The sequence below is a fragment of the Nostocoides jenkinsii Ben 74 genome (assembly GCF_001046875.1).
Classification (GTDB): Bacteria; Actinomycetota; Actinomycetes; order Actinomycetales; family Dermatophilaceae; genus Nostocoides_A; species Nostocoides_A jenkinsii.
On sequence record NZ_HF571038.1, the window covers coordinates 163,944 to 185,971 of the forward strand.

The window sequence follows — 22,028 nt, forward strand, 5'->3', positions numbered from 1 at the left end:
GCAGTTGCCTTGTCTTTCGGCCTGCTCGGGGTCGGGGTTGTTGGGGGTGGGGTTGGGGTCGCCCAGGCGAGGCCAGCTCCCGCGATGTCGACTCCGGAGGCGGCACGCGGCATACCCGGGGAAGAGGTCCTGATCGCTCTCGGGGGTGACCTGTATGCCGCGCGGCCCGACGGGACGGCGCGCCGTCACCTGGCTGAGCGGGTCACCGGCGCCGACTGGTCGCCCGACGGACGACGGATCGCTTACACGACGTACGCGTCGGGAGTCTCGACGATCTACACGATGACGGCCGCAGGCACGCAGAAAAAGCGTGTCACGGCGGGGACGCGGTTCGATGAGCACCCAACGTGGTCACCCGATGGGACCCGCTTGGCCTATCAGTCGTGCGCGGTTGACTTCAGCTCGTGCTCAGTGGCGATCGTCAGGGCGGCCATTCGGCAAGCCCAAGGTGCTCCTGGCTGGGCGCGTGAACCCCACCCGCGGGGCCTGCGCCGGGGCGTCGAGCGACGCCGATCTCGGCCCGAAATGGCATCCGCACCTCAACCGGCTCGCCCTTCAGCATGCGTGCCGCTATGACGACGCGCCCTCCAAGGTGCTTCCGCTCGTGGTGAGCGCCGGCACGGGGCAGTCCGTCACCGCTGTGGCGGGCCGGTTGGCGTTCCCGGACTGGTCGCCCGATGGGGGCGGCTGGTGTGGCAGGACGCGCGCGATGTCGAGGGCGCCGCGGCGATCATTCGCACCGATCCGCAGGGTGGCCATCGCAAGCAGATCACGCCACTCGATGGACCCGGTGACTTCCCGAACGGCGCCGACTTGCCGGTGTTTTCGCCGGATGGGCGCTGGGTGTTGTACGACAAGCGCTACGCCGATATGTGGATCACGGACATCAACGGAACCTCTACGCGGCTGGTGCTGCGAGGCGCCCGGCCCTTGGACTGGAATAGCTAGCGCTGGCGGGCCACCAGCATGGCCTTCTTGGGCACATTGGCCTCGACGCTGAACAGCCGCTTCTCACCCTTGGCGGGCTCGGCGTAGCCCATCTTGCCCAGGCGCATGAGCACGACCGGGCACTTCTTGCACCGGAGCTTCTTGCGGCAGCACTTCTTGCGCACCTTGATGGTGGTCGGCTTGCCGGCCTTCTTGCCCATGCCTCGGGAGCTTAACTTAGGCTCACCTAAGTTCAAGCACCGTTCCGCTATGAGGACTGTCACCCCCGGTCTTTGGCTGAGCGGACGCAATAGCTGGCGGCGGACGCAGTAGCTATTGCGTCCGGCGCAGGGTATTGCGTCCGCCGTGGCGTTGGGCTCGCGCGTGGGGCGTTGGGCGTTGGGCGTTGGGCGTGGGCTCAGTCCTCGGGAGGGGTCTCGGTCCCAGCGCGCTCGTCCCGCTCGGCCCAATCCAGCAACGGCGCGATGTCGTATGCCGCGTCGTCGATCCCGGCATGCAGGTCACCGAGGCGGGCGAAGCGCTCCGGCATGGTGGCGATCGTGAAGTCGTCGGGTTCGACGTTCGGGATCTCATCCCAAGTGATGGGCGCCGAGACGGTCCCCTTGGCGTTGCCGCGCACCGAGTATGCCGCGGCGATCGTGTGGTCGCGGGCGTTCTGGTTGTAGTCGACGAAGACCGCGGCGGGGTCGCGATCTTTGCGCCACCAGGTCGTTGTCACATCGTCCGGGAGGCGCCGCTCGACCTCCCGGGCGAACGCCAGCGCGGCTCGACGCACATCGCCGAAGCTGTGGTCGGGGGCGATCCGCACATAGATATGCAACCCACGTCCGCCCGAGGTCTTCGGGAAGCCGACGGCACCGAGTTCGGCGAGGAGGTCGCGGCATACGGTTGCGGCGGTGCGGACCCGGGAGAAGGGGGCCTCCGGCATCGGGTCGAGGTCGATTCGCCACTCATCCGGCTTCTCGGTGTCGGCCCGCCGGCTGTTCCAGGGGTGGAACTCGACGGTGGACATCTGGACCGCCCAGAGCACATCGGCGGCCTTGGTGACACAAAGTTCGTCTGCGTGCAGGCCGTAGCGGGGGAAGTGCAGCCGCACCGTCTCCACCCAAGCAGGGGCGCCGCGGGGGAGTCGCTTCTGGTGAACTTTGGGCCCGGCCACGCCATCAGGGAAGCGGTGCAGCATGCACGGCCGGTCCCGCAGTGCGTTGACGATGCCCGGCGCCACGGACAAGTAGTAGTTGGCCAGGTCGAGCTTCGTCTCGCCGCGCTCGGAAAAATAGACCCGGTCCGGGCTGGACAACTTCACGTCGAAGCCCTCGACGTCGAGCACTACCGGTTCGCCGAACTCACCCTTCTTGGCCACGGCCCCACCGTAGGCGACCGACGACGTTGCTGGTCAGGTCATCCGGCCATCCCCCACACTTCGGGGGCCGAGCGACCGTCAAGCCACGAACCCATCCCCGCGGCCCCGGGGGTGATGTCGTATGCCGCGAGCTCCCGCCCCAGCCGGCTGGCATCGATCGCGCTGGTCCAGGTCCAGCGCACGACGTCTGCTTGCTTCCGGAGTCGGTCCTCGCGCCGCTTCTCCTCCCACAGGGTGCGCTCGATATCGGTCTGCGAGGTGAGGCCCCCGAGCCGATACTTCACCCTGCCGTCGAACTCGCCCACCAGCGGGCGCTTCCCGCGTCGCCGCCACAAGAAGTCCACGTAGCCGATCAGGCCGTCAGCGTCGTTGAAGGGCACCTGCAGCTCGGGCTTGGGGAGGTTCAGGCGGAACATTCGCAGTCGGGAGACTGATTCACCAGGCGAGTGCGCCAGGCCGTTGGCCAACTTCGCGGTCAGCAGCGCAGGGCGCCTGCCAGGTTGGCCTGCGGCTAGTCCGGCCGCTTCGGCGGTGAGGGCGTCCGGATCGCAAAGTTGGTGCCGAAGCACGTGATCGGCGGCCACAAGTGCGTTCTCCAGAGAGTCGAATCGCGCAAGATCGATCACGGTCCGGGCCGGCGGCGTGCAGCGGATGTCGTGAATGAGCCAACAGGTCGGACAGGCCCCAGAGCGTCGGCTGGCTGGACCAGAGCCGCCGCGCTGTCGCCGCATGTCCGTCTGGCTTGGGTCAGCGAGGAGTCTGACCGCGTTTGGCCAAGGACCGATGCGAGGCAGCGTCTGCAGCGCCGCTGCGGAGGGGCCGCAAAAGACGGGTTCGACGGCAGATGTGATGGCCCGGTTGGCCGCGTGGACGAGCGCCGCATGGCGTTGCAGCGGCGTGAGGCTGTCGAAGTCCACTTGGCGGATCCAGAAGCCACGGCGCACACCGACCCATCCGGCGCGAGCTGGCTCGATCCCCATACGGCGAAGGTCCGAGCCCCGCACGAGTTGGCTCGGGTCGAAGGCAGCAGGCGGGGGCGGTCCAAACATGCGTTGAGAGTGTCCCGGCGGCCGTGGGTCCGGCAATCTTCGCGGTGCCGGCCTGTGGACGACGCCTCGACCTGGGGTGCGCAGCCTGGGGATAACTCGAAGCCGAAGGTGGTGAGGCTTTCTCGCCCCCGTGAGGCTTTCTTAGCGACCAGTGAGGGGTTCGTGACGGCGTGAGGGGCTATAACGCCTCACGCGGGCACGAAAGCCTCACCACCTGCGACAAAAGCCTCACGCGGTCGCAAAGGCCTCACCACCCGTATGCCCGTGCGGCGGGCTCAGGCGAAGAGGCTCGGCTGGGGCGGGGCGTGCGTGGGGTCAACCCCGTCGAAGAGGGTCGAGATCGACGTGCCGGAGTGGATCCGCGAGATGGCCTCGGCAAACAGCTTCGCGACCGAGCGCACGTGCAGCTGCGGCCAGTCGCTCGGCGGCGCCACAGTGTCGGTGGTGACGACCTGGCTGATCATCGGGTGCGTCGACAGTCGCTCGACTGCGGCCCCGCGGAATAGCCCGTGCGTGCACGCCACGGCCGCCTCGGTGCACCCGAAGTCCTTGAGCCGATCGAGCAACTCCACGATCGAGCCGCCGGTGGCGATCTCGTCGTCGAGCACGATCGCCCGCTTGCCGGCCACATCGCCCACGATCGCGTCGATCACCACCACGTCGTCGGATTTGCGCTGCTTGGACCCGGCCGCCACCGGCAGACCCAGCAACCGCGCGAACTGTGTCGCGGTCTTGGCGTTGCCCAAGTCCGGCGAGACGACGACGTGATCGCTCAGATCCCAGCCGCGGAAGTGCTCTGCCAGGATCCCGATCGCCGTCAGATGGTCCACCGGCATCGAGAAGAATCCGTGCACCTGCGGCGCGTGCAGCGTCATCGTCAGGATGCGGTCGACCCCGGAGGCCGCCAACAGATCGGCCACTAGCTTGCCGCCGACCGAGATGCGGGGCGCGTCCTTCTTGTCCGAACGGGCATACGCGAAGTGGGGGATCACCGCCGTCACCTGCGCCGCGCTGGCGCCCTTGGCCGCGTCGATCATCATCAGGAGTTCCATCAGGGATTCCTGCGTCGGCGGAGCGACCGGCTGGATGATGTAGACATCGCGCTGCCGGCAGTTGGCCAGCAACTGCGACTGCAGACAGTCGTTGCTGAACCGCGTGGTGTGGCTGGGGGAGAGCGGCACCGCGAGTTCCTCGCAGATGCGCTGAGCCAAGCTGGGGTGATTGCTGCCGGAGAAGACGACGATCTCCCGCATACGGGCGCTCCCTTGCGGTCGGTTGCTCGCTGCCGACACCAGCCTAATGCGCCCGCACCCCGGCATCCGCCCGGGCGTCCCGCACCCCGGAACCCTACTATCTGCGGTGCCGCATTTCTTGTGCAACCGCACTATCTGCGGATATAATGGTCGTATGCCGATCCCGGACTCCGATGCGTATGCCGCCATCCGCGCCTCCCTCGACGCCGCCGAGAGCGCCGAGGCGAGCGCGGCGTTGCCCGAGCTTCGTGCCGCCGCGGACCTCCTCACCGGCCTCATCGACGATGCCCTCGCGACCAGCGTCCTGCAGGAGGGGGCGTCGCTGCGCGCCGCGGGTGCCGCGGCCGGCCTCACCGAGAACGCCGTTGGTCCGCGGCTAGCCCGGACGGATGCCCTTGCGGCATACGCCAATGAGGCCGGCCGGGTGACCGCGGAGGGCGTGCGGCGGGCGGTCTACGACGCCGAGCGCGGGCTCGCGCCGGCGACCGCTCCCCCCACGCAGCAACCCCTGCGCTTCAAGCCCCGCCGTCGCACCTGACACCAGCCACCCCAACCCGATCCGAACCCCGAAGGACAACGACATGACCGACCCGAACCGCACGCACATCTATTTCCTGCTCGACCGCTCCGGCTCGATGGAGTCGATCAAGGCCGACACCGTCGGCGGGTTCGCGGCGTTCATCGCCGAGCAGCGCCAGACCGCAGGGGACTGCCGCGTCACGTTGGCCCAGTTCGACAACGGCTACGAGGTCGTCTATCGGGACCGGTCGGTGGCCGACGTTCCGACACTCGATCTGCAGCCGCGCGGAATGACGGCCTTGCTGGACGCCACCGGGAGGCTGATCACTGACGCCGGGGCCGCACTGAGCGCCCTGCCCGAGAGGCAGCGTCCCGGCACCGTCGTGGTGGCGATCATGACCGACGGTCAGGAGAACGCCAGCCGCGAGTGGACCCACGCGGCGGTGAAGGCCCTGATCGAGCAGCAGGAGCAGACTTACAACTGGCAGTTCCTTTATATGGGGGCCGATCAGGACGCCATCGAGGTGGGGGCGTCCATCGGCATCGCGACGCACAATGCCTTGACCTACAGCCGCGCCAACGCGGTTGAGGCCTTGTCGGCGGCGGGCTCGATGGTCGGTGACCTGCGGCGCGCACGCAAGGCTGCACCGGCTGCGGCCTTGCGTGGTTACACCGATCAGGAGCGCACCGCGGCGGGCAGTTAGCGAGGCACAAAGGGGGGCTGTCGGACGCCCCCCGTAGGGTGAGGCGCATGGGCGTTCACCGGGTGATGGGCATCGAGACCGAGTACGGCATCTCCCTGCCCGGCGCCCCGCACGCCAATCCGATGGTGCTGTCCGGGCAGGTCGTCACGGCGTATGCCGCGGCCCACGGCATCCGCGCTGCCCGCGGCTCGTGGGACTACGCCGACGAGGCGCCGCTTCGGGACGCGCGCGGCTTCGAGATGGGCCGCGGCGTCGCTCACCCCTCCCAACTCACGGACGAGTGGGGCGACGGCGACGATCCGACCCTCGCCAATGTCGTCCTCACCAATGGCGCGAGGTTGTATGTCGATCACGCCCACCCTGAGTACAGCTCACCCGAGGTGACCACGCCCCGCGGCGCTGTCACCTGGGACCGGGCGGGGGAGCTCGTCATGCGCGAAGCCGTCGCGCGGTTGGCCGCCTCCCCACCAGGGGTCAACCTCTACAAGAACAACGCTGACGGGAAGGGCGCCTCCTATGGCACGCATGAGAACTACCTCATGCGTCGAAGCACGGCCTTTGCCGACATCGTCCGGCATCTGACCCCGTTCTTCGTCGCGCGCCAGGTCATGTGCGGCTCGGGGCGGGTCGGGCTCGGCACCGACAGTCAGCGACCCGGCTACCAGATCGCCCAGCGCAGCGACTTCTTCGAGGTCGAGGTCGGTCTGGAGACCACGCTCAAACGGCCGATCATCAACACCCGGGACGAGCCGCACGCGACCGCCGATCGCTATCGCCGCCTGCACGTGATCATCGGCGACGCCAACCACTGCGACGTCGCCAACTTGCTCAAACTCGGCACGACCTCGCTGGTCCTCGACCTCATCGAGGCGGGCGCCGTCACCGACGATCTGACCGTGCGCCACCCGGTCGCCACCTTGCAGGAGATCTCGCACGACCCAAGCTGCACCACACTGCTCGAACTCGCCGACGGGCGCAAACTCACCGCGGTCCAGCTGTTGTGGCGCTACTTCGAGATGAGCCAGGCGCGACTGGAGGCGACCGGGGAGGGGGGCGAGCAGCATACGGCCGAAGTGATGACGTGGTGGCAGGACGTCCTCACCAAGCTTGAGCGCGACCCGATGACGGCCGCTCGCGAGGTCGACTGGGTCGCCAAACTCCAGGTCCTACAGGCCTATCGGGACCGAGAGATGCTGGAGTGGACCTCGCCAAAGCTGAAGGCGATCGACATCCAGTGGTCCGACGTCCGCCCCGACAAGGGGTTGTTCAACAAGCTCCGAGCCGCCGGACGGTTCACCGAGTTGATCCCCGAGGGCGACGTGCTCCGGGCGGTCACCGCACCGCCGGAGGACACCCGCGCCTACTTCCGGGGCCGCTGCCTGGCGCGCTTTCCCGAATCAGTCGTCGCCGCCTCGTGGGACTCGATCATCGTCGAGATTCCCGGCCGTCGGGCGCTGCACCGGGTGCCGATGATGGAGCCGCTGCGGGGCACTCGCGCCGCCGTTGGGGACCTCCTCGACGAGGTGCCCGACGTGGCCGCCCTGATCGCCGCCCTTGCCGCCGCGGGCGACCCGGCGTGACATAGGGTCGGGCAGACAGACCCCAAGCACTAGTGCGCTCGAGCAGACGGAGACAGTCATGGCCGGTCAGGAGCAGGTGCGTCCCACGCGGCGCGGCGGCGGGGACGACGAGGGCCCCGACACCGACGCGGGCCAGGTGAGCGCCCGCAAGGAAAGCCTCGACTCCGATGTCGACAGCGTGCTCGATGAGATCGACGGCGTCCTGGAGTCCAATGCCGAGGAGTTCGTGCGCAGTTTCGTCCAGAAGGGCGGGCAGTGACGGCGAGCGAGCCCGGTCGGCTCGGCCCTGCCTACACCGCGCCGGGGTCGTCCTCATTCAGTGAGTTTCTCGGCGCGCACGCCCCGGACCTGCTGCCGTCCCGACGAAGCCTGCCGCCGCATCCCGTTGATGCCCCGCACGGCACCACCATCGTCACGCTTACCTATGCCGACGGCTTGGTGATGGCCGGTGACCGCCGCGCGACCATGGGCAATCTGATCGCTAACCGCGACATGGAGAAGGTGTTCGCGGCCGACGAGTTCTCGGTCCTGGGGATTGCCGGGACGGCGGGCCTGGCCATCGAGTTGGTCAAGCTGTTCCAGGTCGAGTTGGAGCACTACGAGAAGATCGAGGGCACGCTGATGTCCTTGGAGGGCAAGGCCAATCGCCTAGCCACGATGATCCGGGGCAACCTGGGTATGGCCATGCAGGGCCTGAGCGTGGTGCCCGTGTTCGGCGGTTTCGACCTCGACACCGCGATCGGTCGGATCTTCTCCTACGACGTGACCGGCGGCTGCTACGAGGAGCACGACCATCACTGCATCGGCTCCGGATCGCTGTTCGCCCGCGGATCGCTGAAGAAGCTGTGGCGGCCGGGTCTGGACGCCGGCGCCGCGACCGCCGTCGCCATCGAGGCTCTGTATGACGCGGCCGACGACGATTCCGCCACCGGCGGTCCCGACATCACCCGGCGCATTTGGCCGACCGTCGCCGTCGTTGACAGCGAGGGCGTGCGCTTCACCGACGACGACGCCATCGCCGGGATCGTCGAGGGCGTGTTGGCGGGCCGCCGCGGCAACCCGGGAGGTGCGCGATGAGCCAGATGCCGTTCTATGTCTCGCCCGAGCAGTTGATGAAGGACCGAGCCGACTTCGCGCGTAAGGGCATCGCCCGCGGCCGCTCGGTCGTGGTGCTCGGCTACGACCACGGCATCGCCTTCGTCGCCGAGAACCCCTCCCGCGCGCTGCACAAGGTTTCCGAGATCTATGACCGCATCGGGTTCGCCGCGGTCGGCAAATACAACGAGTTCGAGAACCTCCGCGTCGCCGGAATTCGCTACGCCGATCTGCGCGGCTACTCCTACGATCGCAGCGATGTCACGGCCCGTGGTCTGGCCAACGCCTACGCCCAGACACTCGGCACGGTCTTCACGCAGGAGTCGAAGCCCTACGAGGTGGAGATCGTCGTTGCCGAGGTGGGCAGCGCCGAGCAGCAGGACCAGATCTATCGCTTGACCTACGACGGATCGGTCACCGACGTCTATGGCTTCGTCGCCATGGGTGGGGGAGCCGACGGCATCGAGGCCGGACTCAAAGAGCGCTGGACCCCGGGTATGCCGCTCGCGGACGCCCTTGCCCTCGCCGTCGATCTCCTCGCCGTCGACCCGGCCGGGGGCGAGCGTCGTGCGCTCGGCCCAACCTCCCTGGAGGTGGCCGTGCTCGACCGCAATCGGCCGCGCCGGAAGTTTCGCCGGATCGCCGGCGACCTCCTCGCGGCCTTGCTGAGCCCCGGCGATCCCACCCGGGACGCACTGCAAGAGGAGACCCACGGCGGTCGTCGCGATGCCGGGGACGGCGCGACTCATCCGGAGGCCACGGGGGAGAGCCCACGGCATACGGCCACCAATCCCCAGACGCAGCGCCATCCGGAGGAGACGCGCGGCGGCGACGGCGACTGAACGCACGCAGGAGGACGACGGTGGAACGACGGATCTATGGGATCGAGACCGAGTTCGGGATCACCTGCGTCTCGGGCGGGCAGCGGACGCTGACGCCGGATGAGGTCGCCCGCTACCTGTTTCGGCGGGTGGTCTCCTGGGGTCGATCCTCGAATGTGTTCTTGACCAACGGATCTCGCCTGTATCTCGACGTGGGTTCCCACCCCGAGTACGCCACCGCCGAGTGCGACGACCTCGTCTCCCTGGTGGCCCACGACAAAGCGGGGGAGCGGATTCTGCACGACCTCGTCGGGGACGCCCAGGAGCGGCTGGCCGAGGATTCCATCGCCGGTGAGATCTATGTCTTCAAGAACAACACCGACTCGGCCGGCAACTCCTACGGCTGCCACGAGAACTACCTGATCGGCCGGGGCGGGGAGTTCCAGGACTTCTCGCAGGTGCTCATCCCGTTCCTGGTGACGCGTCAACTCATCTGCGGCGCGGGCAAGGTCATTTCCACGACCAAGGGGGCGCGCTATTGCCTGAGCCAGCGTGCCGATCACATCTGGGAAGGCGTGTCGTCCGCGACCACACGCAGTCGCCCGATCATCAACACCCGCGACGAACCCCACGCCGACGCCGAGCACTATCGCCGCCTGCACGTCATCGTCGGCGACTCCAACATGAGCGAGACGACGACCCTGCTGAAGGTCGGGTCGTGCGCGCTGGTCCTGCGGATGATCGAGGAAGGCGCCCCCCTGCGGGATATGACCCTCGACAACGCCATCCGGGCGATCCGCGATGTGAGTCAGGACCTGAGCGGACGGCGGAAGGTCAGGCTCGCCTCCGGCAAGGAGATGTCGGGCCTCGATATTCAGCGAGAGTTCTTCGAGCGGGCCCGCGACTTCGCCGACACGGTCGGTATCCACGATCCCGTCACCATGCGGGTTTTGGATCTGTGGGAGCGCGCGCTGCTGGCCGTGGAGGCCAATGACCCGAGCGGGATCGATTGTGAGATCGACTGGGCGATCAAGCACAAACTCATTCATTCGTATGCCGCGCGCCACGACCTCTCCCTCGACCACCCCCGCGTGGCGCAACTCGATCTCGCCTACCACGACATCAGCCCGGACCGGGGGGTCTTCGCGCTGCTGCAGCGCAAGGGCCTGGCCGAGCGGGTCGTCAGCGATGCCGAGATCGAGACGGCCAAGGACTCCCCGCCGCAGACGACGCGGGCCAAGCTCCGCGGCGATTTCATTGCGGCGGCCAAGGAGCATCGCCGCGACTACACGGTTGACTGGGTGCATTTGAAGCTGAACGACCAGGCTCAGCGCACGGTGTTGTGCAAGGACCCCTTCCTGGCCGTGGACGCCCGGGTGGACCGGCTGATCGAGGGGATTCTGGCCTCTCGCCCGCCCCAGCCGTGAGGCTCGCCCGCCCGCCTCTCGCCGTGACCGCGAGGGGCTCTTGCCATGATCGGGAGGGATCCTTGGGGGGCGGCGGCTCCGGGAGCTGGGCTGCGGCAAACGAGCTGGGACCGGGGGACGGGCGTTGGGAACTTCGCCTCAGTTTGGCGGGTTATCGTGGACAGGCTGTTCGTGTCCTCGACCCAAAAGGTTCCCTCTCTTGTCTGCTCGTCTGCGTTTCGCTGCCCCGGCGATGGCCGCCGTCCTCGCCCTGACTCTCACCGCGTGTGGTAACTCCTCCGGCGAGAAGTCGTCCGGTTCGTCCTCGAGCGCGTCGGCAGGCTCGGGTTCGCTCGCCTCGATCAAGCTGACCGGCGACGCTAAGACCGCCCCCACCATCGAGTTGGCCACCAAGCCCTTCTCGGTCGGCGCGTTCGAGACGCGCGTCGTGAAGGAAGGCACCGGCGACGCCGCGACGGAGAAGGATGTTGTCCAGGTCCAGTACAACCTGATCAATGGCACGACCGGGGCCAAGATCGACTCCAACTGGGGCACCCCGTCCGGCTTCGACCTGTCCGACACCCAGTTGATCGCCGGCCTGCGCAAGTCGCTGCTCGGCGCGAAGAAGGGCGCGACCATGCTGTCGGCCCTGCCGCCCGCCGAGGCGTTCGGCACCGCCGGCAACACGCAGCTCAACATCAAGGCCACCGACACGCTGGTGATGGCCTACGAGATCGTCGACAAGTTCACCCCGCTGGCGCAGGCCGAGGGCACCGAGGAGAAGCTCGACCCGGACCTGCCGAAGGTCACCTGGAAGGCCGGCGAGGCCGCCTCCTTCGAGATGCCGAAGTCCGACCCGCCGAAGAAGCTCGTCATCCAGCCGCTCATCACGGGCACCGGCCCGAAGGTGAAGGCGGGTCAGACCGCGGTCGTGACCTACACCGGGGCGCTGTGGCGCAATGGCAAGGTCTTCGACTCCAGCTTCGCCCACAGCGGCAAGTTCTCCTTCGCTGTCGGGGGCAAGCAGGTCATCTCCGGCTGGGACAAGGGCGTCGTCAATCAGCCGGTCGGCTCGCGCCTCCTGCTGGTCGTGCCCCCGGATGAGGGCTACGGCGAGGAAGGCAGCGGCGAGATCAAGGGCACCGACACCCTCGTTTTCGTCGTGGACATTCTCTCCGCCTACTGAGTCACCACTGCTGATCCCGCATTCCCGCTGATCCAGCAAACCCGCTCCGAGACAAAGGATTTGCCGTATGCCGTTCGATCCCGCCACCCAGCGTCCCGAGATCGACTTCCCCGAGGGCACCCCGCCCACCGAACTGGTCATCGAGGACATCACCGAGGGCGATGGGGCCGAGGCGACCGCTGGGTCGTTCGTGCGCACGCACTATCTCGGTGTGGCCTTCTCCACCGGTGAGGAGTTCGACGCGTCGTGGAACCGTGGGGCGCCGCTGGACTTCCGCCTCGGCGTCGGCCAGGTCATCCCCGGTTGGGACGAGGGCATCGCCGGCATGAAGGTCGGCGGGCGCCGCAAGCTCACCATCCCCCCGCACCTGGCGTATGGCGATCGCGGCGCCGGCGCGGTCATCAAGCCGGGCGAGACCCTGATCTTTGTGGTGGACCTGGTCGACGTTCGCTGAGGCCCGTCACCCGGCTTCCGAACTTGAGCACGCCTTAGGCACTTGAGCACGCCATGGATGGCGTGCTCAAGTGCCTAAGGCGTGCTCAAGTTCGGTTGAGGGGTGGCCAATAGACTGGCAGGTATGACAACGCCGTCGAACGCCGAAGTCCAATCGCTGGTCGACGAGGTCCCGGCTGGTGCGATAGTCGTCGGAGTCGCCGGGCGCGCCGAAGACGACAACACGCTGCGGTGGGCCGCCGACCGGGCCCGCGCCACCGGGGCTCCGGTTCACCTCCTCTCGACGCTTGACTTCGACGCGCCGCTGATCGGCCCCACGGACTTCGTCCCGGTCGAGGACCTGCAGAGGGCGCTCAGCGTCGACGTGAATCGAATCCTCCGGGAGGCAGCGGCTACTGTTGCCGAGCGTGAGCCGGGTATCGCGGTCACGCAGCAGTCCGCCACAGGCTCGGCGGCGCGGGCCCTGCTCGCGGCGAGCGCGCGTGCCCGGGAAGTCGTCCTCGGCTCGGCGCGCGTGGGCCGGCTTGAGCGCATCCTGCTCGGCTCGACGTCTACCGGTGTCGTCGGTCTCGCCTCGTGCCCGGTTGTCGTCGTGGGCGGCTCGCTCCCCGACCAGGGTGATGTCGTTGTCGGCTTTGATGGAAGTGCACCCGCCCAGGCCGCGCTGTCGTATGCCGCGGAGCTGGCCGAGACTGTGGGCGCCGGTGTCCGGACGGTCACCGTCTGGAACCTTGAAGTGGTCGATGGCGTGGTCGCCACCACCCCTGGCTCCCCGCAGTACGACCAGGTTCTGCGGCGCTACCAAGAGCGCGTGGATGAGGCTCTGGCTCCGGTGCGCGAGCGGCATACCGGCGTCTCGTTCAGCACGACGATTCGCCAAGGCGGCGCTGCCCGAGTGGTGGCCGAGGAGGCGGCCTCGGCTCGGATTCTGGTCATCGGTTCACGCGGGCGCGGCGGCGTGGTCGGCATGCTCTTCGGCTCGGTGAGCCGCAAGCTGCTCAACTCGGTGACTGTGCCGGTCGCGGTGCTCAATCGCGCCCAGGACTGACAACCGCTGCTCGCAGAACTTGCCCGGGACGGATGGGCGCGCACCGGAGGGTCAGGTGAGCGTCCGGGCCACGGCGCGGCCCGCTGCGGCCTGGGCGAGGAAGTAGGCCTCGTCGGCGTCGAGTCGCCGGCCCATCGTCGAAAGCGTCACCGGTGACGCCTCCAACGCGGCCCGCAGCCCCTCGACCGATTCCACCTGCAGCGTCAGGTCGCCGCGTGCGCCGGCCACCAGCTCCGCCGCCTGCGCGCGCACCAACGACCCAAACTCGCCCGGCAACTCCGGCACCACGACGGTTGTGCGGCCCAACGCGATCCGGCCGTACGCCGTCACACTGTGGTGGGAAATCCCATAGTGCCGCGGCCGGGGGTCGGCGTCGCTGACGCGCAGCGCGGCATACGCGTGACCGCCGAGCACGGAGACCGCGTTCAGTGCCTCGCCACAGGCAATCCCGGAGTAGCCGAACGGGGTGCCCGTCCCCACATTCCCCGGCCCCTGGATGACCACGGCGACATCGACGCCCAGCACGTGCCGCGCGGCGAGCAGACCGGAATGCAGCGTCACCGCCTCGTGGTCGCCCCCGAACGCCTGCCCGACGGTGACTGTCGACGTGAGCCACCCGGCTTCCCGCAGGCGAGCGACGTTCTGAGAGAAGGCCATTGGCAACGCCCCGCCGTCCGTCATGACGTAGGCGACCCGAGCGCCCGGAGCCCGATCCCGCAGGCCACACAGGATCGGCGCGAGCGCCGAGTGCAGGTCCGCGACGACGACCGGCAGACCCTGAAGATCACCCTCGGCGGCCGCCCCGGACGCGAGCGCCTCATGATGCGGGCTCTCCTGCTCATCGACCGCCAGCGTCATCTGCTGCATCGGGGTGTAGCGCGCCTTGACGATATGCCCCGGCCCGGGCGCAGGGTCCGCCGGAAGCCGGTCGGGCGCCACGACGATGAAGGCATACCCGCCCGTCCCCAGGCCCCGCGCCAGCGCCGAGACATTGAGTATGACCGTGTCCCCCGCCTCCAGTTCCCCCACCAGGCTTCGGTAGCCCAGGGCCCGCACCTCCTCGGGCACGGGTACCTGCTCGGCCACGGGTCCCGAGGGGACCACCTCCGCGACGGCCCCGTCCCCCGGGGGCAGGCGCACGGCATACTCGATCGCATCTCCCCACGACCCGCGGCGGCGGGTGACCGTTCCGACTCGCCAGTGCACGGGCCGCAGCATAGGCCGCCATCGGGTAGCGTCGCCCACGATGGCTCCCCCCAACACGCCGGCCGCCAAAACCGAGCGGCTGATGAACCTCGTCATGACGCTGCTCGCTACGCGGCGTCCGTTGCCGAAGGCCCGCATCCGGGAGATCGTCGAGCAATATCGCACGGCGCCGTCGACCGAGGCGTTCGACCGGATGTTCGAGCGCGACAAGGACGACCTGCGCGAGCTAGGGATCCCCCTGGTCACCGAGGAAATCACCGCGCTTTTCGACGACGAGCCCGGCTATCGGATCCATCAGCGGGACTACGCCTTGCCCGACCTCGCGCTCGCTCCGGATGAACTCGCGGTCCTCGGCCTTGCCGCGCGCACCTGGTCGCACGCGGCCCTCGCCGGCCCGGCCGCGCAGGCGTTGCGCAAGCTCAAAGCCGTTGCGGGGGATGCCGATTCGCAGGCCTTGGTCGGCATCGAGCCGCGCCTGACGACCAGCGAGCCCGGCTTTGCGCCGCTCTTGGAGGCCTACCTCGACCGGGCGCCGGTGACCTTCGCCTACCGCCGCTCCGCCACCGACGAGGCGCGGGTGCGCCACGTCCAGCCGTGGGGGATGCTGTCGCGCAGCGGCCGCTGGTATGTCACCGGCCAGGACACCGACCGCGGTGAGCCTCGGGTCTTTCGGCTCTCCCGGATCGAGGGTCAGGTGCGCCGCACCGGCAAGCCAGGCAGCTACCAGCCGCCGACCGACCACGACCCCCGGGCCATGCTCGCCGCGGACATCCCGCGCGACCCCGCCGGTACGGCCCGCGTCCTGGTCCGCACCGGGCACGCTCACGAGTTGCGTCGCCAGGCGACCGGCGTCACCGAGGCGGCCAACGGCTGGCAACTCCTCGACCTGCCGTATGCCGATCGCGAACGTCTCGCCGGGGACCTCGCCTCCCTGGGGACGTCCGTGCGCGTGGTCGCCCCAGCGGAGGTCGTGGACGCCACGCGTGCCGTGCTCACCGCGGCCGCCGCGGCCCATCCGACACGCGGGGGACAGTCGGGTGGCGGCGGAGAGCCGGGCAACGGGGGAGTGTCATGACCGAACCGCACAGCACCGAGGCCGCCGGCGCCCGGGTCGCACGCCTGCTCAGCATGGTTCCGTGGCTGGTCAACCGCCAAGGCGTCGACATCCGCCGCGCGGCCGCCGAACTCGACGTCACCGAGAGCCAGCTGCGCGACGACCTCGCCCTGCTGTTCATGTGCGGCTACGGCTCGATGACCGACGAGCTCATCGACGTGTCCACCGAGGGCGACCAGATCCACATCAGCAATGCCGACACGATCGCCCGACCACTGCGCCTGACCAGAGCCGAAGCCTTGACCCTCATCGTCGCGCTGCGCGCGCTGTCCCACGCCGAGGGCGTCACCGACTTCGACGTCGTCGAGCGCACCATGGCGAAGTTGGAGGATGCCATCGGCGCCGGGCCGGATCAGCCCGGCGACCTCGGCGCCGACACCGCCCGCATTGCCGCGAGCCTCGACGACGGCTCCACCGAGGAGACGCGCGCGCTGCTCAAGGACGCGCTCGCCCGGCACCACCGCGTCGCCCTGCGCTATCTCGTGCCGGCCCGCGATGAGTCCACCGAGCGGGACGTCGATCCGATGCGGCTGGCGGTCATGGACGGCCGCTGGTATCTCGAGGCCTGGTGCCACCGCGCCGAGGACACTCGGATGTTTCGCCTCGACCGGATTCAGGATGCCCGCATTCTCGACGTCGACGGCACCCCGCCTGCCCAGGCGACGGCGCGCGACTTGTCGGCCGGGACGTTCGTGCCGCGGCCGGACGATCTGCTCGTGACCCTGGCCCTCGAACCCGGCTGGGAGTGGGTTGCCGAGTACTACCCGACCGAAAGCCGCACCGTCGACCCGAGCGGCGTCACCATCACCCTGCGAGCCGCCGACCCCGCCTGGGTCGTGCGACTCGCCCTACGCGCCGGAGGCGGCGTGCGGGTCGTGCACCCCACTGAACTCGCCGCGGAGGTGGGCCGGGCCGCCGGGGCCGCGCTCGCGGCATACGACCAGGGCGGGGACGCCAACGTGGCGGGGGAGTCCCGGTGACGTGGTGGGCTTGGACCCTGGTCTTCCTCGCCATCCTCGGTGGGGGAGCGTGGTTCGTATGGACGCGTGTCCGCGCCACGCTGTCCTCGTTCCGCGGGCTGACGGCCCAGATCCGCACGACCGAGGCCCTCGTGGCGGAGGTCAGCGCTCGCGCGGAGGCGGGTTCAGCGCCGGCTACCCCTCACCTCGCAATCTTCACCGCGCCGCACCTCGCCCTCGCCGAGCAACGCGCCGTGCGCGAGCGGGTCAAGCGCGAGCGACACGCCCGGCGCGAGCCGAAACTCGCCCCGTGGGCGCGACGCGCGCTGGGGGTTGATGGACCGCTGAGGGTCGGCGAAAGTCAGCCGCCAAGCACACCAGTCGCACAGGGAACGCCCAGACACAGGTGAGACGTTGTGTCAACGGCCCCGGTCGAATCGACCCGATCGGTCGGGACCCGTCGCGCGCGTCGGTAGACTCGTGCTGTTAACCACTGCTGTGAAAGGCACGTCATGCCAATTGGCCCAAGTGAGGTCGTGATCATCGCGCTCGTGGTGATCCTGCTGTTCGGCTGGAAGCGGTTGCCCGACGCCGCTCGGTCTCTCGGCCGGTCCGCACGTGTGTTCAAGTCCGAAGTGAACGAGATGAAGGCCGAGGACGAGGCTCGCAAGCGGGCCGCCGGTGAGTCATCCGGCACGAGCGCCATGCGCGAGGACAACAGCCCGCGGACGGACAACCAGTCCGGCCCCGCTGCCTGACCTCGCACCGTTGACCGCGATGGCCAAGCGGACAAAGGTCAAGCGCAAAGACAATCCCGAGGGACGGATGTCCCTGGTCGACCATCTCCTGGAGTTCCGGGATCGACTGATCAAGTGCGCCCTGGCGCTGGTGGCCATGTCGATCGTTGGCTGGATCAAGTACGACTGGGTTTACGCCCAGTTGACGTCTCCGATCCGGGCAGTCGCCGAGAAGCGCAACCTGCAAGACGTCATCGTCAACCTCAACTATGCCGGGGCCACGGCGGCATTCAGCCAGCGCGTCAATTTGTCCATTTGGGTTGGCGTGATCCTGGCCAGCCCGGTGATCATCTACCAGGCGTGGGCCTACATTCTCCCGGCCCTGACGCGGCGCGAGAAGCGGCTGTCGATGGCCTTTGTCGGCGCGACGATCCCGTTGTTCTTGATCGGGTGCGCCTTCGGCTACTGGATCCTGCCCCGGGCATGGGAGATCTTGTACGGCTTCACCCCCGCCGGCGCCCTGAACATCACCGAAGCCGCGCTGTACTTCCGCACAGTCACCCGGTTCATCCTCATCTTCGGCGTCACATGGGTCATGCCGGTGTTCCTCGTCGGGCTGATCGCCATCGGCATCATTCCCGGCCGATCGCTGATCCGTCAGTGGCGCCCCGCCATCGTGGCCATCTGTGTGCTCTCCGCGATCATCACGCCCACACCGGACCCCGTGACGATGTTCTTCATGGCCGGCCCGTTGATCTTCCTCTACTTCGGAGCGGCGCTATTCGGCATCTGGATCGACAAGCGTCGAGCCGCCGCGGCGCCGGAGTGGACCAACGTCGCCGACGAGGAAGCCTCACCCCTCTGACCTGCCGCTCGTGCCCGCCTCCGGGCATTAGGTTGGGGCCATGAGCGCGTTTCCGACCCGCCGGATCGGTCTCGTGGCCAATCCCAGTGCCGGCAAGGGGCGGGCCGCGGCAGCTGCCCCACAATTGACGGGAATGCTCCGAGCGCGCGGTCACGAGATCCTCGACCTCTCGGCCGACAGCGCCGGCGCGGCGTTGGCCAAGGCGCGCGCCGCCGTCGCTGCCGGGTCGATCGATGCCCTGGCCGTCCTCGGCGGCGACGGAATGGCGCATCTCGGGGTTAATGCGTGCGCCGGCACCGAGATCCCCCTCGCGATCGTCCCCGCCGGGACCGGCAACGACATTGCAGACAGTCTTGGCCTGGCGCGCGGGAATCTCCTGCAGGCCGCCGCCGCCCTCGACGCGCTGCAGGTTCGGCGCATCGACGCCGGCCGCATCGTCGGCGGTGTTGACGGGGATGCGCTCGGGGCTGGGCTCGGGACCTCGGCGGCCCGGTCCTGGTTCGGCGGCTCCGTCTATGCCGGGTTCGACGCCGTCGTCAACGCCCGAGCCAATCAGTGGCGCTGGCCCCCCGGCCAGATGCGCTACAACCTCGCGATCCTGCGCGAGCTCCCGGTCTTCCAGGCGATTCCCTATGTCATCGAGACCGACGAGCAGCACATCGAGACCGAAGCCATGCTGGTCGTTGTCGCCAACGTCCGCTCCTACGGCGGCGGTATGCGGGTCGCACCCGACGCCCTCCCCGATGACGGTTTGCTGGACGTCCTGATCCTGCATCGGTTGCCGCGCCACGAGTTCATCCGGGTGTTCCCGACGGTCTTCTCCGGCGGCCACGTCGGGCACCCCGCTGTCGAACTGCTCCAGGCGCGCCGAGTGAGTCTGGAGGCACACGGCATACCCGTCTTCGCCGATGGGGAGCCCTTCACCCGCCTCCCGGTGACGGTTGAGGTGGTCCCCGGCGCGGTGACCATGGTGGTTGCATGAGTGAGCTGTCCCGGTTCGTCGCCTCCCTCGACTTCCCGCTCGACGACTTCCAGGAGCAGGCGTGCCGGGCGGTCGAGGCGGGCAAGGGCGTGCTGGTCGCCGCTCCCACCGGGGCCGGCAAGACCGTGGTGGGGGAGTTCGCCGTCCACCTCGCCCTCGCGCGTGGCCAGAAAGCGTTCTACACGACGCCCATCAAGGCCCTGTCCAACCAGAAGTATGCCGATCTGGTGCGCCGTCACGGCGCCGCCAATGTCGGTCTCTTGACCGGCGACCGCTCCGTCAACGGCGAAGCTCCGGTTGTGGTGATGACCACCGAGGTTCTGCGCAACATGGTCTATGCCGGTTCCGCCACCCTGGGCGGGCTCGCCTTCGTGGTGATGGACGAGGTGCACTACCTGGCCGACCGGTTCCGGGGCGCGGTGTGGGAGGAGGTCATCATCCACCTCCCGCCGTCGGTCCAGATCGTGTCGCTCTCCGCGACGGTCAGCAACGCCGAGGAGTTCGGTGAGTGGCTGGGCGAGGTCCGCGGCAACCACGAGGTCGTCGTGTCTGAGCACCGGCCGGTGCCGCTGTGGCAGCACATGATGGTCGGCAAGCGGATGTTCGACCTCTTCGCCGACTCCACCGCGGGGCCGCGGACCGACGGTGGGCTGCCGCGCCTCAATCCCTATCTCACCGACGCGATTCGGCAGGCCGAGCAGCGGTCGTATGCCGCGGACAGCGCCCGCCGAGGCGCGCGCGGACGCGGGGGTGACCAGGATCGGCGACGACGTCCGAACGCCCCTCCCGCCGGGGCGGCGATCAGCCATGCGACCCGGACCGAGGTCGTGCAGGCCCTCGACCACGATGGACTGCTGCCGGCGATTACCTTCATCTTCAGTCGCGTCGGGTGCGCGGGGGCGGTGCAGCAACTGCTGAGTAGCGGCGTCCGACTAATTGATGACGCCGCGGGGGAGCGGAACCGTCGACTGGTGGAGGAACGCACGGCGGGTCTGGCCGATGAAGACCTCGGCGTCCTGGGCTACTGGGACTTCGTCGAAGGCCTGGCGAGGGGATTCGCGGCCCATCATGCGGGGATGCTCCCGACCTTCCGAGAGATCGTGGAGGAGTTGTTCACTGCGGGGGCGATCCGGGCGGTCTTCGCGACGGAGACCTTAGCCCTGGGCATCAATATGCCGGCCCGCACCGTGGTTCTGGAGAAGCTGGTCAAGTTTAACGGTGAGGCTCACGTTGATCTTTCCGCGGCGGAATACACCCAGCTCACGGGGCGTGCCGGCAGGCGGGGCATCGACATCGAGGGCCACGCCTTGGTCCTGTGGCGCCGGGGGTTGGACCCAGTGCACGTGGCCGGCCTGGCGTCGACTCGTACCTTCCCGTTGAGGTCGAGCTTCCGCCCGTCCTACAACATGGCGGTTAATCTGGTGGCTCAGGTCGGCCGGGCCCGAGCCGCAGCAATCCTGCAGACGTCCTTCGCGCAGTTCCAGGCGGATCGCTCCGTCGTCGGCCTGGTCCGCGCCCGCCAGGACCACACCGAGGCGATGGCAGGCTATGCGGAGGCGATGAGCTGCCATCTCGGGGATTTCCGGGAGTATGCCGCGCTGCGCCATGAGTTGGGCCGGTTGGAGAAGGACGGGGCCAAGGCTCGATCGGCCGCGCGCAAGGCCGAGGCTCTGGTCTCGCTGGAGTCTTTGCGGATCGGGGACATCATTCGCATCCCCACCGGGCGACGCGCGGGCTTTGCGGTGGTCCTGACCCCCGCACGGCACTTCCGCGGCGCGACCACGTTGCCGATCGTGCTGACCGAGGACAAGCACGTCCATACGATGAGTGCCGGCGATGTCTCCGGTCCGGTGAGCGCGCTGGCCACGATGCCGGTGCCCAAGCAGTTCAACGCGAAGTCTCCCAAGGCGCGACGCGACCTCGCCACCACGTTGCGGATCAAGGCGCCGACGCGACCCCGATCGGCCGAGGGTGAGCGGGAGGCGGTAGCTGCCATTGATCCCCGGATCGCCGACCTCAAGCGTCGAATGAAGGCCCACCCGTGCCATGCCTGCCCCGAGCGCGAGGAACATGCTCGGTGGTCGGATCGGTGGTGGCGCCTGAACCGTGAGCGCGCCGCGGTCACGCGGCAGGTCGAGGGCCGCACCAACACGGTGGCGCGCACGTTCGAGAGAATCTGCGGCTTGCTCACCGATATCGGCTACTTGAAGCCCGACGGGCAGACCCTGACCGAGGACGGGGAACGCCTGCGTCGCCTCTATTCCGATCGCGATCTGCTCATCGCCGAGTGCCTACGGGCCGGCGTGTGGAGCCGCCTTGACCAGGCCGAACTCGCGGCCGTCGTCTCGATGCTCGTCCACGAGCCGCGCTTCGAGGAGCCGGCCGACGGGATCCGACAGCCGACGTCCGATGTCGCCGAGGCGGGGACGCAGATGCTGCGAATCTGGTCGGAGTTGGAGGACCGCGAGCGCGCCGTCGGCCTGCCCCTGACGGCACCGCCCGATGCCGGGCTGGCGTGGGCGATACACCGCTGGGCGTCCGGGCAACGGCTGGACGCGGTGTTGCGCGGGGGCGACCTGGCGGCCGGCGACTTCGTGCGGCGGTGCAAGCAAGTGGTTGACCTGCTCGATCAGATCGCCGACGCCGCGCCCGAGCCGCATCTGCGCACGTCGGCCCGCCGCGCCGTCGATGCGGTCCTGCGCGGCGTGGTCGCCTCCGACCGCCTCGACTGACGTCCGGG

Annotated in this window: 23 protein-coding genes; 18 read left to right on the forward strand and 5 right to left on the reverse strand. The window is 68.7% G+C overall.

The genetic code is table 11. The features are described 5' to 3' along the window. The first annotated feature begins 690 nt into the window (after positions 1–690). Entirely contained in the window at positions 691–948 is a 258-nt protein-coding gene (locus tag BN13_RS00730) for a TolB-like translocation protein (RefSeq protein ID WP_048543606.1), read from the forward strand. On the opposite strand, the gene BN13_RS00735 is transcribed toward BN13_RS00730, so the two are convergent. The 4 genes from BN13_RS00735 to BN13_RS00750 all read right to left on the reverse strand — a co-directional run bounded on the left by BN13_RS00735 (position 945) and on the right by BN13_RS00750 (position 4,613). Continuing rightward, complete coding sequence (locus BN13_RS00735; RefSeq protein WP_048543607.1) at positions 945–1,148, reverse strand: hypothetical protein; 204 nt, start codon at positions 1,146–1,148, stop codon at positions 945–947. The two genes, BN13_RS00730 and BN13_RS00735, sit on opposite strands and share 4 nt — an antisense overlap. A 197-nt stretch (positions 1,149–1,345) precedes the next feature. Continuing rightward, a complete protein-coding gene (gene ligD, locus BN13_RS00740; protein WP_048543608.1) occupies positions 1,346–2,311 on the reverse strand; it encodes a non-homologous end-joining DNA ligase in 966 nt (321 codons plus the stop codon). Positions 2,312–2,349: 38 nt separating this feature from the next. Next, positions 2,350–2,727 carry a hypothetical protein gene (locus BN13_RS19510; protein WP_162199891.1) on the reverse strand — a complete coding sequence of 126 codons (378 nt, stop codon included), beginning with the start codon at positions 2,725–2,727 and terminating at the stop codon, positions 2,350–2,352. Positions 2,728–3,635: 908 nt separating this feature from the next. Beyond that, the gene (locus tag BN13_RS00750) at positions 3,636–4,613 is read right to left on the reverse strand and encodes a ribose-phosphate diphosphokinase (RefSeq protein ID WP_048543612.1); all 978 of its coding nucleotides are present in this window, start codon (positions 4,611–4,613) and stop codon (positions 3,636–3,638) included. A 154-nt stretch (positions 4,614–4,767) separates the two neighbouring features. Here BN13_RS00750 and BN13_RS00755 point away from each other — a divergent pair, with 154 nt between their 5' ends. The 10 genes from BN13_RS00755 to BN13_RS00800 all read left to right on the forward strand — a co-directional run bounded on the left by BN13_RS00755 (position 4,768) and on the right by BN13_RS00800 (position 13,425). Further along, a complete protein-coding gene (locus BN13_RS00755) occupies positions 4,768–5,151 on the forward strand; it encodes a hypothetical protein (protein ID WP_048543613.1) in 384 nt (127 codons plus the stop codon). A 43-nt stretch (positions 5,152–5,194) separates the two neighbouring features. Next, positions 5,195–5,836, forward strand: coding sequence for a vWA domain-containing protein (locus tag BN13_RS00760; RefSeq protein ID WP_048543615.1), 642 nt, complete (start codon positions 5,195–5,197; stop codon positions 5,834–5,836). A 47-nt stretch (positions 5,837–5,883) separates the two neighbouring features. Further along, entirely contained in the window at positions 5,884–7,416 is a 1,533-nt protein-coding gene (gene dop, locus BN13_RS00765) for a depupylase/deamidase Dop (protein WP_048543616.1), read from the forward strand. A gap of 58 nt (positions 7,417–7,474) precedes the next feature. After that, on the forward strand, positions 7,475–7,675 hold the full coding sequence (locus BN13_RS00770) for a ubiquitin-like protein Pup (RefSeq protein WP_048543618.1): 201 nt from the start codon (positions 7,475–7,477) through the stop codon (positions 7,673–7,675). After that, on the forward strand, positions 7,672–8,493 hold the full coding sequence (gene prcB, locus BN13_RS00775; RefSeq protein WP_048543620.1) for a proteasome subunit beta: 822 nt from the start codon (positions 7,672–7,674) through the stop codon (positions 8,491–8,493). The genes BN13_RS00770 and prcB overlap by 4 nt, the downstream gene beginning before the upstream one ends. Continuing rightward, positions 8,490–9,353, forward strand: coding sequence for a proteasome subunit alpha (prcA, locus tag BN13_RS00780; RefSeq protein ID WP_048543623.1), 864 nt, complete (start codon positions 8,490–8,492; stop codon positions 9,351–9,353). Before prcB ends, prcA begins: the two co-directional genes overlap by 4 nt. Before the next feature lie 20 nt (positions 9,354–9,373). Further along, positions 9,374–10,759 carry a Pup--protein ligase gene (pafA, locus tag BN13_RS00785; protein ID WP_048543625.1) on the forward strand — a complete coding sequence of 462 codons (1,386 nt, stop codon included), beginning with the start codon at positions 9,374–9,376 and terminating at the stop codon, positions 10,757–10,759. Between the two features lie 199 nt (positions 10,760–10,958). Next, complete coding sequence (locus tag BN13_RS00790) at positions 10,959–11,924, forward strand: FKBP-type peptidyl-prolyl cis-trans isomerase (RefSeq protein WP_157038362.1); 966 nt, start codon at positions 10,959–10,961, stop codon at positions 11,922–11,924. Positions 11,925–11,991: 67 nt separating this feature from the next. Further along, complete coding sequence (locus tag BN13_RS00795) at positions 11,992–12,378, forward strand: FKBP-type peptidyl-prolyl cis-trans isomerase (protein WP_048543628.1); 387 nt, start codon at positions 11,992–11,994, stop codon at positions 12,376–12,378. 123 nt (positions 12,379–12,501) lie between these two features. Beyond that, complete coding sequence (locus BN13_RS00800) at positions 12,502–13,425, forward strand: universal stress protein (RefSeq protein WP_048543631.1); 924 nt, start codon at positions 12,502–12,504, stop codon at positions 13,423–13,425. 51 nt (positions 13,426–13,476) lie between these two features. On the opposite strand, the gene BN13_RS00805 is transcribed toward BN13_RS00800, so the two are convergent. After that, a complete protein-coding gene (locus tag BN13_RS00805) occupies positions 13,477–14,631 on the reverse strand; it encodes a DUF3866 family protein (protein ID WP_235433889.1) in 1,155 nt (384 codons plus the stop codon). Between the two features lie 40 nt (positions 14,632–14,671). Here BN13_RS00805 and BN13_RS00810 point away from each other — a divergent pair, with 40 nt between their 5' ends. The 7 genes from BN13_RS00810 (at position 14,672) to BN13_RS00840 (ending at position 22,020) form a co-directional block, all read left to right on the forward strand. Beyond that, positions 14,672–15,706 (forward strand): helix-turn-helix transcriptional regulator, encoded by a 1,035-nt coding sequence (locus tag BN13_RS00810; protein ID WP_048543635.1) that lies wholly within the window; start codon positions 14,672–14,674, stop codon positions 15,704–15,706. Next, positions 15,703–16,725 (forward strand): helix-turn-helix transcriptional regulator, encoded by a 1,023-nt coding sequence (locus BN13_RS00815; RefSeq protein ID WP_048543637.1) that lies wholly within the window; start codon positions 15,703–15,705, stop codon positions 16,723–16,725. The genes BN13_RS00810 and BN13_RS00815 overlap by 4 nt, the downstream gene beginning before the upstream one ends. Then, entirely contained in the window at positions 16,722–17,114 is a 393-nt protein-coding gene (locus BN13_RS00820; protein ID WP_048543639.1) for a hypothetical protein, read from the forward strand. Before BN13_RS00815 ends, BN13_RS00820 begins: the two co-directional genes overlap by 4 nt. Before the next feature lie 102 nt (positions 17,115–17,216). Then, positions 17,217–17,462: a Sec-independent protein translocase subunit TatA gene (gene tatA, locus BN13_RS00825; protein ID WP_048543641.1), complete on the forward strand. Its 246-nt coding sequence runs from the start codon at positions 17,217–17,219 to the stop codon at positions 17,460–17,462. Positions 17,463–17,481: 19 nt separating this feature from the next. Continuing rightward, positions 17,482–18,306 carry a twin-arginine translocase subunit TatC gene (gene tatC / locus BN13_RS00830; protein WP_235433890.1) on the forward strand — a complete coding sequence of 275 codons (825 nt, stop codon included), beginning with the start codon at positions 17,482–17,484 and terminating at the stop codon, positions 18,304–18,306. A 40-nt stretch (positions 18,307–18,346) separates the two neighbouring features. After that, positions 18,347–19,288: a diacylglycerol/lipid kinase family protein gene (locus BN13_RS00835; protein WP_048543644.1), complete on the forward strand. Its 942-nt coding sequence runs from the start codon at positions 18,347–18,349 to the stop codon at positions 19,286–19,288. Then, the gene (locus BN13_RS00840) at positions 19,285–22,020 is read left to right on the forward strand and encodes a DEAD/DEAH box helicase (protein ID WP_048543645.1); all 2,736 of its coding nucleotides are present in this window, start codon (positions 19,285–19,287) and stop codon (positions 22,018–22,020) included. The genes BN13_RS00835 and BN13_RS00840 overlap by 4 nt, the downstream gene beginning before the upstream one ends. The last annotated feature ends 8 nt before the right edge of the window (positions 22,021–22,028 follow it).